Genomic DNA, 13,985 nt, shown 5'->3' with positions numbered 1-13,985 from the left:
GATGGTATTGATTCAAGACTTTCCGACAAGTACGGTACCTAAACGCACCCAAGTTGCGCCTTCTTCGATTGCCACTTCAAAATCTCCCGACATTCCCATGGACAAATGCCGCAAAGGTTCCGGCAGAATCTGCTCGGCGTTAAGCGCGTCCCTCAACTCGCGCAGCTTCCTGAATACGGGCCGGGTCGCTTCCGCTTCGGCCTCCAGCGGAGCCATCGTCATCAAGCCGACGATCTGAAGATGGGGGTACTGCTTCAAATCCTTCGCGAAGGATTCCAGCTCTTGCGGGGGCAGTCCGTATTTGGATTCCTCGCCGGATACGTTCACTTGTATAAAACATTTGACGGAAAGATCCCGTTTGGCGGCCTCTTTCTCCAGCTCTTTGGCCAGCGAAGCACGATCCAGAGAATGGATATACGCGAATTTCCCTATAATGTCCTTCACCTTGTTCGTTTGCAAATGCCCGATAAAATGCCAGTCTCCCCGGTCTCCGAGTGCTTCCCATTTTTCTTTGGCATCCTGCCAGCGGTTCTCTCCCACCTGTGTTAACCCATGGTCAAGAGCTTCGCGCGTGGCGTCCAGAGATACATATTTCGTAACCGCGATCACGTTTATGTCTTCAGGGCTGCGGCCGGACCGCCGGCAAGCCGCCTCAATGCGGTGGTGCACATCTTCAATACGCGCCTGCAAATTCATCAGCAGCGGTTCACTCCCTCCATGCTGTCTGTATGTTGTCGAGGCCGGATTAGTCGTTTCTGAGACCAATCCAGGCTGCCATACGCCCGGTCGAACCCCCTTCTTTACGATGGGAAAAGAACAGATCGGTCGAACAACTCGTACATAACTCTGTTACTTCTATATGCGACGACAAAATTCCTGCTTTCTCAAGAAATTGTCGGTTGCATTCCTGCAAATTCAACTGATATTTGCCTTCTTTACGGGGGATAACGACAGTTTCCGTCTGTTTTTTGGAAATGCCGGTATCCAGATGGCTCTCGTAAACGCGGCCCGCGACATAATCATCCACTTCGTAACAACAGCCGCCTATGGAAGGGCCGATTACGGCATACACGTCTTCCGGCCTGCTTCCGAAGGAGCGGGTCATCGAAGCAAGCGCAGCCGCTCCGATATTCTGGACCGTTCCTTTCCAGCCGGCGTGGGCGATTCCTACGACCCGGTTTACCGGATCGATCAGATAAAGCGGAACGCAGTCCGCGTACAAGGCGCAGAGCATGATCCCTTTTCCGGCGGTAATAAACGCGTCCTTGTCCTGAATCGCATCGGCACGCGATATGCGTCCGCTTCCCATTTGCTCCTTTTCGATGACCGCTACCTCTTTGCCGTGCACCTGTTCGCCGAACGTGAGCGCTTCAAAGGGCACTCCGAGCGCTGCGGCAAGTCTCCTCCGGTTCTCGACGACATCCTCGTCCGCATCGTTTACGTGCAGGCCCAGATTAAGCGAATCGAAAGGAGCCGAACTCACTCCTCCGTGACGCGATGTAAATCCCGCCTGAACGAAAGGAAAACGTTCCTGAAGCCTTTCCAGCACAAAAAGCTCCGGTTCACTGGAATATGATTTCTTGTATACAAACGGTTCCACTGCTTGTCCCCTCCGTATCCCCGGCCTACAGCGGCCTTCTCTGCTTGTTCAAGTTTACCATATCGGTCATAAGACGACAAAAATTGGCGGTTCGGCAGGTATGAAAAAGGGGCGTCTCCGTTTTATAGCGGCTGCTTTATAACGAAGCGCCCGTAAGTACGGCCATCCTCATATCTACTTCTATTACCCCCGTGAGCTGCGGTTGTAATCAGCGGAATCGCTCTCCTCGACGGCCCGGTAGGTTTTCGCTTCATCCAGTTTGACCAGAACGACATCGGTTCCGATTTTGACGATATTTTTCCAGGGAATGATAAGATCCGTTCCTCCCCCAAACAAGCCGAAAAACTTGCTGCTGTTCGGAACGACAATGGAATCGATCCGGCCTTGACGGAGTTCAAGCTCCAAATCACTGATCTGGCCCAGTTTTTTACCATCCACAATATTAATAACGTCTTTCGTTTGAAAGTCGGATATTTTCATCTGCTTACCCCACGCTTTCAGGTTATTCGCCCGTTTGTTCTAGTATATGAGGGACACGGCCAAAATGTCCTGCAAAACCAAGAAAAGCGTCTCTCGGGGTCCAACCGGAAAAGCAAGCATAACAAAAAGCCCGGAATCCGGGCTTTCGATAGATGTGCGAGCAAGTAAATCGGGCAGGCGGTGATCAATCAGCTTTTGACATGTTTCTGCATCTGGGTGATCGCCGATTTCTCCAGCCTTGAAACCTGCGCCTGCGAAATTCCGATTTCATCGGCGACTTCCATCTGGGTTTTTCCTTCGAAAAAGCGCATCGACAAAATCATTTTTTCGCGGGAGCCGAGCTTTCTCATCGCTTCTCTCAACGCGATTCCTTCAATCCACGACATGTCTTTGTTGCGTTCATCGCTGATCTGGTCCATCACATAGATCGGGTCCCCGCCGTCGTGGTAAATCGGCTCAAACAGGGAAACGGGGTCTTGAATCGCGTCAAGCGCAAACACGACATCTTCTTTGGGCACGTTCAGCACTTCGGAAATTTCGTAAATCGTAGGCTCACGGGAGTTCTTGTTCGTTAAACTATCGCGGACCTGAAGCGCTTTGTAAGCAATATCCCGCAAAGAACGGGAGACACGGATCGGATTGTTATCCCGCAAGTATCTGCGTATTTCTCCGATGATCATCGGCACCGCATACGTTGAAAACTTCACGTTCTGGCCCAGATCGAAGTTATCGATCGCTTTCATCAGGCCGATGCAGCCCACTTGAAAAAGGTCGTCGACAAACTCGCCGCGGTTGTTGAAACGTTGAATCACGCTGAGTACCAGTCTCAGGTTGCCATTGACCAGTTTCTCTCTTGCGGATCGATCGTTTTTCGTCTGCAGATTGGTGAACAGCTCACGCATTTCCACATTCGTCAGAACAGGAAGTTTGGCGGTATCGACACCACATATTTCGACTTTATTTCGGGTCACGGTGATTTACCTCCCAAGGAGAAACATTACTGTTAATTATCTCCGCGACCCGTGTTTTTATGCGCTGTGAAGAGCGTGTCTCCCCCCTTGACAAGTGCCCGGATGCTTGCTCTCTCCTGCCGCTGTTGGCCCGTATTCGCTTTCAGTTTCCGATAATTTTTTTAAAAGAAGGCAGATATGTCTCCCGTTCGGAAGGATTATCCGGTACCTCCTTAAAATCGTATGGAAAAGTCATACTAAAAAGCCTACCACACAGGTGATAGGCTTTTGCTTAAACCATTTTATTAAACTCCTTGCGCAGCCGTTTGATGATCCTCTTTTCCAGCCGGGAAATATAGGACTGGGAAATGCCGAGCTGATCCGCAACGTCCTTCTGCGTTTTCTCCTCACCGTCCTGGAGACCGAAACGAAGCTCCATGATCGTCCGCTCCCGGTCCGTCAGCTTATCGAGCGCTTTATGCAGCAGCTTGCGGTCCACCTGCTCTTCGATGTTGCGGTAGATGGTATCGTTCTCGGTGCCCAGCACATCGGACAATAACAGCTCGTTTCCGTCCCAATCGATATTAAGCGGTTCGTCGAACGACACTTCTGTCCGTATTTTACTGTTGCGGCGAAGATACATCAGAATTTCATTCTCGATGCAGCGAGACGCATAAGTCGCCAGCTTGATTTTTTTCTCGGGGTCGAACGTATTCACCGCTTTAATCAGACCGATCGCTCCTATGGAGACCAGATCCTCGATGTTAATGCCCGTATTTTCAAATTTGCGGGCTATATAGACAACCAGCCGGAGGTTGCGTTCAATCAGCATGGCACGGATGGCCGCGTCCCCGGAGGGCAGTTTTCCAAGCAAATATTCTTCTTCTTCCCGTGTCAGCGGAGGAGGCAGTGCTTCGCTTCCTCCTATGTAATAAATTTCTTCACCTTTCAGACCGAAAAAGATAAGAATCTTGTAATAAAAAATTAGCATCTGCAATTTCCATTTGACCCGCATAACCGCTTCCTCCCACTCATAACCTTTCTTTAGCCGGCAGCAACCAGCGTCGGATGAATAATGGCATGATATGCCCCGTCACCGGAGAGTTGACCTCCGTCCAGTCCTACAAGCACTTTCGTCGTTTCCACTTGACCGCTGCTGTACGTGATGACCACCTTGTCGGGTTTAATCGCCAGCATGAACTGTGTATTCCGGTTTACTCCCCGGTAAGGCACCAGCCGCAGACGATCCTGCCATACGAAGTCTTCTTCCGTACCTATCGCCGTGATAATCTGTTCCACCTCGGCTGCACGGATTCGTCTCAACCACGATTCCGGCAGCATACTCGCCAGCTGCGAAGCCTCCATGACCATCACCGGGGTCCGCGTCAGCGGATCGTAGAGCTGGTTGCCCGTATCGATCAAGCCTGTACACCGGAAATCCGCACCGTCCACGATCACACTTACTTCCGCCAGATGAACGGCCAGTTCTTCCTTCTTCTTTACTCCCGCCATCACCAGTCTGTGCAGCACCAGAGAACCCGCTCCTAACACGATGACTGCCCAAGTCTCGATCCGGATGTTGAACCTCGCCGCACCCGTTTGGCTGAACAAAAGCCCGTTCATCACATCGCCCGATGTTTGAAACACGTAGTTCAGGCCGAAAACGCCCCCCGCCGCTACAAAGTTGACTACATAGAAGGTGCCCGTGTTGCGCAAAAAGTGCTGCAAGCTGCCATAGCCGAAAGCAATCCATACCATACAGAGAGACATGATGATTTTTGCCGCAAAAGTAAACAAGAACGACAAGGAAGGTACGAACATGAGCAGTACATAAGATCCGCCCAGCGCAGAGGCCATCAACAGTTTCCAAGGTTTGAAGGATAATCGTCGCGTCCTTGCGGTCACTAGTAAAACGGCGGCATCCATGACGACATTCACCAGGAAAATCAGATCCGCGTATACGACCAATTTTCCTCACCCCCAAGCGGATGAGATTAGTATATTAAAAGACGAATTCAAAGTCTGTCTAAACGTGCCGGAGTCCGCCAACTATTTTTGTCGCATAGTGGGGAAAAGAAAAAAGCCGTCATAACTGACCTAAGGTCAGTTATGACGGCTTTTCCGGGAGAGCCCGTCTTTGCTGCTCTCCGCCTATACCATTCCGTTAACGGAATTATTTGTCGAGATTGTTACGTCCGCGGTTGCGCAGGAACGTCGGTACTTCCAGGTCTCCCGGTTGACCGCCGAACGGCCGCAGATTGTTCACACGCTGCTGAGTTTCGGCAGGTGTCTCCTGCTGCTGCTGTTGCTGCACACCGCCTTGACGGCGGTTTTGCGGTTGTGCAGGCTGCTGCTGTTGCGGCTTGTCCTGGAATCCGGTAGCGATAACGGTAACCATAATCTCTTCTTTGAGATTCTCGTTGATGACCGCACCGAAAATCATATTCACCTCAATGTCGGAAGCCGAAGCAACGATGTCTGCAGCTTCGTTTACTTCGTAGAGGCTAAGATTTGTACCGCCCGTGATGTTCATCAAAACCCCGCGAGCACCCTCGATAGAGGTTTCAAGCAGCGGACTCATAATGGCTTTCTTGGCGGCTTCGGCGGCACGGTTCTCACCTGTCGCGATACCGATACCCATAAGAGCCGAACCACGCTCGGTCATAATGGTTTTTACGTCGGCAAAGTCAAGGTTGATAAGACCCGGCACGGCGATCAGGTCGGAAATCCCCTGTACCCCTTGACGAAGGACGTTATCCGCTTGGCGGAACGCTTCCAGCATAGGCGTCTTCTTGTCTACAATCTCAAGGAGACGGTCGTTTGGAATAACGATCAGCGTGTCCACTTTTTCTTTGAGCGCTGCGATGCCCTGTTCAGCCTGAGCGGCACGTTTGCGCCCTTCGAATGTGAACGGGCGGGTTACGACACCCACCGTCAGCGCGCCGCACTCTTTCGCGATCTCCGCGATGACCGGAGCGGCGCCCGTACCGGTTCCCCCGCCCATACCTGCGGTTACGAATACCATGTCCGCGCCTTTGAGCGTGTTCATAATTAAATCGCGTGATTCTTCAGCGGCTTTCTTCCCCACATCGGGGTTGGCGCCGGCTCCCAAGCCGCGCGTTAATTTATCACCAATTTGGAGCTTGTGCTCCGATTTGGCCAGATGAAGTGCCTGTGCATCGGTGTTGACCGTAATGAACTCGACACCTTGCACTCCATTCTCGATCATCCGGTTAACTGCATTACTGCCGCCGCCGCCCACACCGATGACTTTTATCTGGGCCAATTGTTCCATATCCAGATCAAATTCAAACATAGCAGTCAATGTCCCCCTAACTTAACTTTCCGTGAGCTGTAAGCTCAAAATGGGTAACGCGCCTGTCGGCACGGTAATCGTAAGAGCTCGCACATGGCCCGAACATGGTTCTGAAGCTTGTCTGTGCGCGTGCCCCCCTGGTTGCAGGCTGCAGAGCCAGTGACGGGACACTTGTATCCATAACCGGGAAAGATGCATTCAGAAACAGCAGAGCTCGTCCCGTTAGATAAATTCCTTAAGGAAATTTTTGACTTTATCGAACCAGCCAGGGCTCGCTTCAGTCTGGGGTGTTTTGACACTGGCAGGTTTGTTGGCCGTTTGCTTCTTGGGCGCCGTAACTGGGCGGTTACGCAAAAATTTGCAAACAAACTGGATGATCCCTACTCCGCTCGTATAAGCCGGGTCGCGGACACCGATGTAATCGGGCACTGCGATACGTACGGGAGCAGCCAGCTCTTCCTGTGCAATGACAAGAGTCCCCGGCAAGGACACGGTGCCTCCCGTGAGGACATAACCTCCGGCGGGATCACTGTATCCTAACCGGCTGGCTTCTGCGCGAATCAGATGGAAAATTTCCTGAACACGGGGTTCAATGATATTCGCCAGATCGACCTGGGTAAATTCCTTATCCACCTGACTGCCGATCCGGTTTACTTTAAACACCTGATCCGGCGCGGAATCTTGAATCGTCGCGCAGCCGTATTTAAGCTTGATTTTTTCCGCAATATCCATTTGGGTGCGGAGCCCGATTGATATGTCGTTGGTAATGAAATCGCCGCCGATAGGCAGCGTGGATGTTGCGACAAGATTGCCTTGATCGAAAACGGCAATCGTTGTCGAACCTGCTCCGATATCGACCAATACGGTTCCTATCGACTTCTCATCCTTGGAAAGCGCAAGCTGTCCGGAAGCCAGAGACATCAATATGAGTCCTGCCACCTTAAGTCCGGATTTCTCAACAACGCGAAGCAGGTTATGTATGCCTGTTTTGGCTCCGGTAATAATCGTGGATTCGACTTCAAGTCTGACCCCGATCATTCCTCTTGGTTCGTGTATGCCTTCCTGGCCGTCCACTAAGTATTGGTTAGGTACTACTCCGATAATTTCGCGCTCAGGAGGCAGCGCTATGACTCTAGCCGCTTGTATAACCCGTTCGATGTCTTCTTCGCCGATTTCGCGGTCTTCATTGGATACGGCCACAACACCGTGGCTGTCCTGAAGCGCGATGTGGTTTCCCGTAATCCCGACGTAAACATCAGAAATTTGTATGCCCACCATACGTTCGGCATGATCGATCGCGGATCGGATCGATTGAACGGTCTGGTCGATATCAACGATGGCACCTTTGCGGATGCCTTCCGAGTCGGCTGATCCTACCCCTATTATATTAATGGTTCCGTTTACGACTTCCCCAATAATAGCACGAACTTTGGATGTACCGATGTCTAAACTAACAATGATGTCATTGTTGCTCAAGCTTTGGCACCTCCTGTTAAATGAAATCAGGGCACAGCCCGTCTGCTTTCTACTTATTCAACATGACGGCTGGTTTCCCTCTTTATTTCCGTATTTTTTTTGTGAACGCTGTATTTTCTCTTTTTTTGGTCCTAAACCGGTAAAAATAGAATACCATAAAATCAATTCTAACACTAATTTAATAGGGCCGATAGTAATATTTTCCTGAGAAAACCCTGAAAAATTCATGAATCAAGCGCCTTTCATCCAGCCTTTCGGCCATTCGAAAAGCTCGCAGCTCCCCTATCGATTCCTCCCTTGAAAGTCTCATAGATTACAGGGCGCAAGGGCGCCTCTTACCAATCCCTTCCTTTAAATAAAGAGGCCTGTCCGGCGGAATTCCCTCCTAGTTAGGAGCAGGCGATCCCTTCGTTGTACCTTGTGTGTCCGTTTTGCCTTCCTTACCGCCCGTATCGGACTTGCGGGTGGTATCCTTTTTGGGAGTGGAAGTCGGTTTCACACTGCCGTCCGGTTTCGGAGTGGGATCGGGCTTTTTGGTTGAGGCGGTGCCGGCTTTGCCTTTGTTTCCGGCGGCACTCGTATCCAGCGGCAAATGATCGTCTGTTTCCAGCAGCACCAGCACGCCGGAATTCACTTCGCTTCCCTGCATGCTCGTGATGTAAGCGGACAAATTCATAATTTTGTTCGGCAGATAACCGACTGTCGTCACGACTTCGAACTTGGTGCGGGTATACATCTTGATCTTGTCCTTGTAGGCTTCCGACGGGTCCGGGCGTATCTCCGAAATGTCCGATAAATACCCGGCCGGAATGGCTGCCAACGCTTTGCAAAGAGCGATGCGGTTGGGATCGCTCTCTTTCCATCCGGTCAAAATGGGTTTGTCCACCGGCATGTCCTCTTTGACAACGGGAACGGTGGAACCGTCGGCAAGCACCGCCTGCTTCACGCCGTCCGCCCCGAACTGGAACGCAACGCGCGGATACTCGTGCACCACGATGCTGATTTGTCCCGGAAAATGCTTGGAAACATCAACGGACTGAACCATACGGAGGGCCGCAACCCTCTCGCGTACGCTTTCCGAACGGGCCGCAAAAAAATGATCGCCCTTCCGCACGGCAGCGGCTTGTCCGATTTCTTCGGAAGAAAGCAGTTCGTTGCCTTCGATCTTGATTTCACTGATCCGGCTCAAGGACGAGCGAAAAAAGAGAACGGCGAGAATCGTTACGAAAAACAGGAACAAAAGCGTAAGCAGCTTCCGGTTGGTGCGCGTCCTTCTCGGTTTAGGGTTCGGCAGCACCGGAACTTTATTCTCTTCTGGCAAGCCTGACACCCCCGCTTCCTTGTGCATAACCTTGTGAACGTGTAAAACCCTCTTATCCCCTCCTGTAAGCAGGAAGGGACTAGAGGCACTGCATTATTCACCGGTGACCGGCGCTTGATCCGGTACGGGAGCCTGCCGGCGAATGCGCGCACCCAGCCGGGTGAGCATTTCTTCAATCCGGTCGTACCCTCTGTCGACATGGTGGATTTGTTCCACGACGGTAGTGCCGTGAGCGGCCAGCCCCGCTATGACAAGCGCAGCGCCGGCACGGAGATCGGTAGCCTCGACCGTAGCCCCGTAGAGCCTCGGTACACCGCGTATAAATGCCGAGTTGAAATCCACGCGAATGTCCGCTCCCATCCGGGTGAGTTCATCCACATGCTTGAATCTGCTCTCAAAAATGGTTTCTTTCATTATACTGATTCCATCTGCTAGGGAAAGGAGCACCATAACTTGCGACTGCAAGTCTGTCGGAAAAGACGGATGAGGTGCAGTAACGATACGCTCGACCGCCCGCGGTCTTGTTGGAGCGTGCACATTTATTATATCATCGTGCACCGTAATTTGAACACCTGCACGTCTCAGCACATGAATGGCGGCATTCAGATGCTGGGGACACACTCCTTCCAGCGTTACGCTGCCCTTCGTTGCGGCCGCCGCCACCATAAAGGTACCGGCAACGATACGGTCCGGAATGATCCGGTACGTGCAGGCATGTAAAGAGCGGACGCCACGTATAGTGATAGTATCGGTCCCCGCTCCGATTATGTCCGCTCCCATCGCGTTCAGGAAGTTTTGGAGGTCCTGGATTTCAGGCTCCCGTGCGGCGTTGGAGATGGTTGTGATCCCGTCGGCTAGAACGGCAGCCATCATGATGTTCTCGGTGGCCCCCACGCTTGGAAAATCCAGCGTTATATCGGCGCCCTTCAGGTCCTCGGCGGTGCAAATAATCGTACTGCCGGTTTCCTCGATCGTAACTCCGAGCGCCTGCAGCCCTCTCAGATGCAGATCGATCTTGCGTTCACCGATCGCACAGCCGCCGGGCTGATAGACCTGGACGGTTCCGAAGCGCGAAAGCAGCGGACCCATCAGAAAAATAGACGAACGCATCTGCTTCATCAGTTCTTCCGGAACGTGCGTGCTGTTCAAACCGGTTGTGTCCAGCACAACCGCGTCCTCTTTGTGCTCGGCGCTGCACCCCAGGGAACGGAGTATGCCGAGCATCACTTCAATGTCGAGCAGCTTCGGGACATTGCGCAGCGTGTGGGTTCCAGACGCCATTATGCTGGCTGCAAGAATAGGAAGCGCCGCATTTTTGGCACCTTGGATCCGAACGGCTCCCGAGAGGGGAATGCCACCTTCGATTACCAACTTCTCCAATGTCTCACCTCCGAATTACCTCTCGCCCACCACCAGTACCTCAGGCTGCAGCTCCACACCGGATTTCTCCCGTACAGTCTTCTGCGCCAAAGCAATGAGGGCCAGAACATCCTCGGCCGATGCATTTCCGGTATTCACAATGAAATTGGCATGCAGCGGAGAAATCTCCGCCCCGCCTACCCGCGTGCCTTTCAGGCCTGCTTCTTCGATCAGCTTGGCGGCATGATTGCCCGGCGGATTGCGGAACACGCTGCCTGCGCAGGCGAGCTGCAGCGGCTGCGTTCTGAGCCGGCGGTCCTTGTACGCCGCCATTGCGCCCGCGATCTCCTTCCGGTCGCCCGGCTGCAGTTCGAAGACCGCTTCCGTTACGATGCCCAGCAGCGTATGCAGCACCGAATGCCGGTAAGCATACTGCAGGTCGCTGTTCTGCATGATGATCAATTCCCCTGTGTCCAGCAGCACTTCAGCCTGTTTAAGAATGCGTGACACATCAGAACCATGAGCCCCCGCGTTCATGTAAACGGCGCCTCCCACCGATCCCGGAATACCTCCGGCAAATTCGAGCCCCGTTAATCCTTCCTTGCCGGTCATGACGGATAATTTGATAAACGAGTAGGCTCCTCCCGCGTAGACGGTGCTGCCGTCGAAACGCAGCGTTTCCAGAGCCCGGCTTAATTTGATGACAACGCCCCGGATCCCCTTATCCCCCACAAGCAGGTTGGATCCGCGCCCGACGACAGTCCAGGGAACTTTGTGCTGCCCGAGCAGCCGGATCGTCTCAACCAGCTTCTGTTTATCCTGCGGAATAACGAGCAGATCGGCAGGACCGCCGATTTTCCAGGTTGTGTGCGGTGCCAGCTTCTCGTTCTTCAGGATCTCACCCACCTGAGCCGCTTGCAAGTCTGTAATTAACTGGTGCATGGGAAAACCTCCTTCACAGAACTCAAGGTTGAAAAGCCCCTTTCCCGGCATTCTTCGGTTCCCGGTTATTCGTTACCGGCAAGAGCGGGAGTCGGTACGGGCGGCTTTGCCTTAGGTGTCTGCCACGGTTATAGTGTAGTTTATGTTAAATCGGATAGAGTGTGACAATGGCCCATCTAGTTCCCTGTAAAAGCTTGATCCTGCGGCCTTTTAGCGCCTCCGTTGTCCGGCGGATACAATCCGTTCCAGCTCCCGGACGACAAGTGCGGCGGAATCCCGCTGGCCCATCTTTGCAGACTGTTTCGCCATATGTTCCCAGCGGACGGAATCTTCCATGATTTTGCCGATCTGATCGAAAAGAACCCGGCCGCTTAAATCTTTCTCAAGCAGCGTTACGGAGCCGCCCTCGTCGGAAAGAGAGCGGGCGTTGTGCTCCTGGTGGTTGTTCGTTACGTTTGGCGAAGGGATTAAGATGGAAGGAATTCCAAGGGCGGTAATCTCCGCCATAGTAGACGCTCCGGCACGGTTCACGACAAGCTTGGACGCCGCCAAAACCTCCGGCATGTTATGAATATACGGAAGGACTTGAAGATTAGCCGGAACCGAACCCGCCTCCTCCTGAATCCGCTGCGCGGTTGATTCGAAATAGGGCTGGCCCGTTCCGAATACAAACTGCACACCGGGCAGTTCATGTACGAGCGGAGCCAGTTCGACCATCGCTTCGTTAATGGCTTTGGCGCCCCGGCTCCCTCCCACAACGACAACGAGTCTCGCGTCCGGCGTTAATCCGAGCGAGGAGAACCCGCGGGCCGCGTCCGCATTTACCATAGAAGTCGCGCGCGGATTGCCCGTGTAGACGACTTTTTTGGCCTGAGGGAAGATTCCTTCCGTTCCCCGGAAGCTGACGGCTACCGTCGACACGTATCGGCTCAGAAAACGGTTCGTAAGTCCCGCGATGGCATTCTGCTCATGCACGAGCGTAGGAATGCCCAGCTTGGCGGCCGCATACAGGACCGGGCCGCAGACATACCCCCCCGTGCCTACCACCGCGTCAGGCTTGAACTCCCGGAGAAGGCTTTTGGCACGGCCCACACCGCGCAGAAAGCGCAGCACGGTTTTGACATTGTCCAGGGACGCCAGCTTACGCCGGAACCCTGTAATTTCTACGGCTTCAAAAGGCATATCCAGCCCGGAACGCGCGACAATGTCACGCTCCAGGCCGGAGCTTGTGCCGATGTATAAAAATTTCGAATCGGGGTGGTCCTGCAGACATTGTTCCCCAATGGCCAAAGCCGGGTAAACATGACCGCCGGTTCCTCCCCCGCTGAATACGATACGCATTCGTTTCACCTCGAATAGCGGGATATGTTGAGCAGCACGCCGATCGACGTCAGCATCAGGGTAAGGGACGAGCCTCCGGCGCTTATAAGCGGAAGCGTAATCCCCGTAACCGGAAACATTCCGATCACGACGCCGATGTTGATAATCACCTGAACGGCGATCATTCCCACAATACCGACGGCAACAAGGCTGCCGAACGTGTCGGGTGCTGTAATAGCGGTGCGCATGCCTCTCCATACGAGAATCGTGAAGAGGATTAGAACGGCCGCACCGCCGATAAAACCGAGCTCCTCGGCGATGATCGAGAAGATAAAATCCGTCTGGGGCTCGGGCAGATAGCTGTACTTCTGCCTGCTCATTCCGAGCCCCAGCCCGGCCAGCCCGCCCGGTCCGATCGCATAAAGCGACTGGATGGACTGATAGCCCGCTCCCAGCGGGTCGGACCACGGGTCCATAAAGGCCGTAATCCGCTGCAGCCGGTATGGGGCGGCAATAATCAGGCCGACGAAGCCTGCGACGCCGGCCATGGCAAGATAGGATAAATGAAGAATGCGGGCCCCCGCCGTATAGATCACGAGCAGGGAGGCGCCGACCAGGACCGCTCCGGTGCCAAGATCAGGCTGAAGCATGATCAAGCCGAAGGCCAGTCCCACGAGCCCCAGAGGAGGCAGCAGCCCCTTCGTAAACAGCGTGATCTGGGACTGCCTGTCAGACAAAAGCTTGGCCAGAAAAACAATCATGCCGATTTTCATAAATTCGGAAGGCTGAATCCCGAACGACCCGATTCCGAGCCAGCTCCGGGCACCGCCGCGAACCACGCCTATCCCCGGGATCAGAACCGCCAGCAGAAGGCCGAAACAAATGAGCAGGCCGACCTTCGCGTACTTTTTCCACACCCAGTAGTCGGTGTTCATCGTAAAAAACATGGCCACGATACCGAGCACCGCGAAAAGCAGCTGCCTTTTCAAATAATAAAACCAGTCGCCAAATTCACGGAAGGCCAGCACTCCGCTGGCACTGTACACCATAATTACGCCGATCGTCAAAATGAGCAGTGTCGAAACCAGAATCCATACATCCGGAGCGGAACGCGCTTTAGCCATAGGGACACCTCTTACGAATAAGAATATCGGGTGCCTATAGCCTGAAAACTAAGCTGACTGACGCTGCCGCAATCTCGAAGCGGACGAAGGAGGCTTG

The 13,985-nt window shown here is 53.3% G+C and carries 14 protein-coding genes; all 14 read right to left on the bottom strand.

The genetic code is table 11. The features are described 5' to 3' along the window. Positions 1-12: 12 nt before the first annotated feature. The 14 genes from AC2TF6_RS09120 to spoVE all read right to left on the bottom strand — a co-directional run bounded on the left by AC2TF6_RS09120 (position 13) and on the right by spoVE (position 13,888). A complete protein-coding gene (locus tag AC2TF6_RS09120) occupies positions 13-696 on the bottom strand; it encodes a YggS family pyridoxal phosphate-dependent enzyme (protein ID WP_491310767.1) in 684 nt (227 codons plus the stop codon). A gap of 49 nt (positions 697-745) precedes the next feature. After that, the gene (gene pgeF / locus AC2TF6_RS09115) at positions 746-1,600 is read right to left on the bottom strand and encodes a peptidoglycan editing factor PgeF (protein ID WP_491310766.1); all 855 of its coding nucleotides are present in this window, start codon (positions 1,598-1,600) and stop codon (positions 746-748) included. 183 nt (positions 1,601-1,783) lie between these two features. Further along, positions 1,784-2,080 (bottom strand): YlmC/YmxH family sporulation protein, encoded by a 297-nt coding sequence (locus tag AC2TF6_RS09110; protein ID WP_491310765.1) that lies wholly within the window; start codon positions 2,078-2,080, stop codon positions 1,784-1,786. Between the two features lie 188 nt (positions 2,081-2,268). Further along, positions 2,269-3,051, bottom strand: coding sequence for an RNA polymerase sporulation sigma factor SigG (gene sigG / locus AC2TF6_RS09105; RefSeq protein WP_009671832.1), 783 nt, complete (start codon positions 3,049-3,051; stop codon positions 2,269-2,271). Positions 3,052-3,322: 271 nt separating this feature from the next. Continuing rightward, positions 3,323-4,045 carry an RNA polymerase sporulation sigma factor SigE gene (gene sigE, locus AC2TF6_RS09100; protein ID WP_217557866.1) on the bottom strand — a complete coding sequence of 241 codons (723 nt, stop codon included), beginning with the start codon at positions 4,043-4,045 and terminating at the stop codon, positions 3,323-3,325. Positions 4,046-4,074: 29 nt separating this feature from the next. Further along, a complete protein-coding gene (gene spoIIGA / locus AC2TF6_RS09095; RefSeq protein ID WP_491310764.1) occupies positions 4,075-4,998 on the bottom strand; it encodes a sigma-E processing peptidase SpoIIGA in 924 nt (307 codons plus the stop codon). Between the two features lie 205 nt (positions 4,999-5,203). Then, a complete protein-coding gene (ftsZ, locus tag AC2TF6_RS09090) occupies positions 5,204-6,346 on the bottom strand; it encodes a cell division protein FtsZ (protein WP_491310763.1) in 1,143 nt (380 codons plus the stop codon). Between the two features lie 222 nt (positions 6,347-6,568). Further along, positions 6,569-7,822 carry a cell division protein FtsA gene (gene ftsA, locus AC2TF6_RS09085; protein WP_491310762.1) on the bottom strand — a complete coding sequence of 418 codons (1,254 nt, stop codon included), beginning with the start codon at positions 7,820-7,822 and terminating at the stop codon, positions 6,569-6,571. 57 nt (positions 7,823-7,879) lie between these two features. Then, complete coding sequence (locus AC2TF6_RS09080; RefSeq protein ID WP_491310761.1) at positions 7,880-8,050, bottom strand: hypothetical protein; 171 nt, start codon at positions 8,048-8,050, stop codon at positions 7,880-7,882. Positions 8,051-8,207: 157 nt separating this feature from the next. Beyond that, on the bottom strand, positions 8,208-9,152 hold the full coding sequence (locus tag AC2TF6_RS09075; protein WP_491310760.1) for a cell division protein FtsQ/DivIB: 945 nt from the start codon (positions 9,150-9,152) through the stop codon (positions 8,208-8,210). A gap of 84 nt (positions 9,153-9,236) precedes the next feature. Further along, positions 9,237-10,523: a UDP-N-acetylglucosamine 1-carboxyvinyltransferase gene (murA, locus tag AC2TF6_RS09070; protein WP_009671778.1), complete on the bottom strand. Its 1,287-nt coding sequence runs from the start codon at positions 10,521-10,523 to the stop codon at positions 9,237-9,239. A 15-nt stretch (positions 10,524-10,538) separates the two neighbouring features. After that, positions 10,539-11,444 carry a UDP-N-acetylmuramate dehydrogenase gene (murB, locus tag AC2TF6_RS09065; RefSeq protein WP_491310759.1) on the bottom strand — a complete coding sequence of 302 codons (906 nt, stop codon included), beginning with the start codon at positions 11,442-11,444 and terminating at the stop codon, positions 10,539-10,541. A 210-nt stretch (positions 11,445-11,654) separates the two neighbouring features. Continuing rightward, positions 11,655-12,785, bottom strand: a complete 1,131-nt coding sequence (murG, locus tag AC2TF6_RS09060) for an undecaprenyldiphospho-muramoylpentapeptide beta-N-acetylglucosaminyltransferase (RefSeq protein WP_218228407.1) — start codon at positions 12,783-12,785, stop codon at positions 11,655-11,657. A gap of 5 nt (positions 12,786-12,790) precedes the next feature. Next, positions 12,791-13,888 (bottom strand): stage V sporulation protein E, encoded by a 1,098-nt coding sequence (spoVE, locus tag AC2TF6_RS09055; protein ID WP_103993618.1) that lies wholly within the window; start codon positions 13,886-13,888, stop codon positions 12,791-12,793. Between the last annotated feature and the right edge of the window lie 97 nt (positions 13,889-13,985).

The organism is Paenibacillus sp. JNUCC 35 (assembly GCF_058269095.1).
This window is presented reverse-complemented; position numbering and strand designations above follow the sequence as displayed.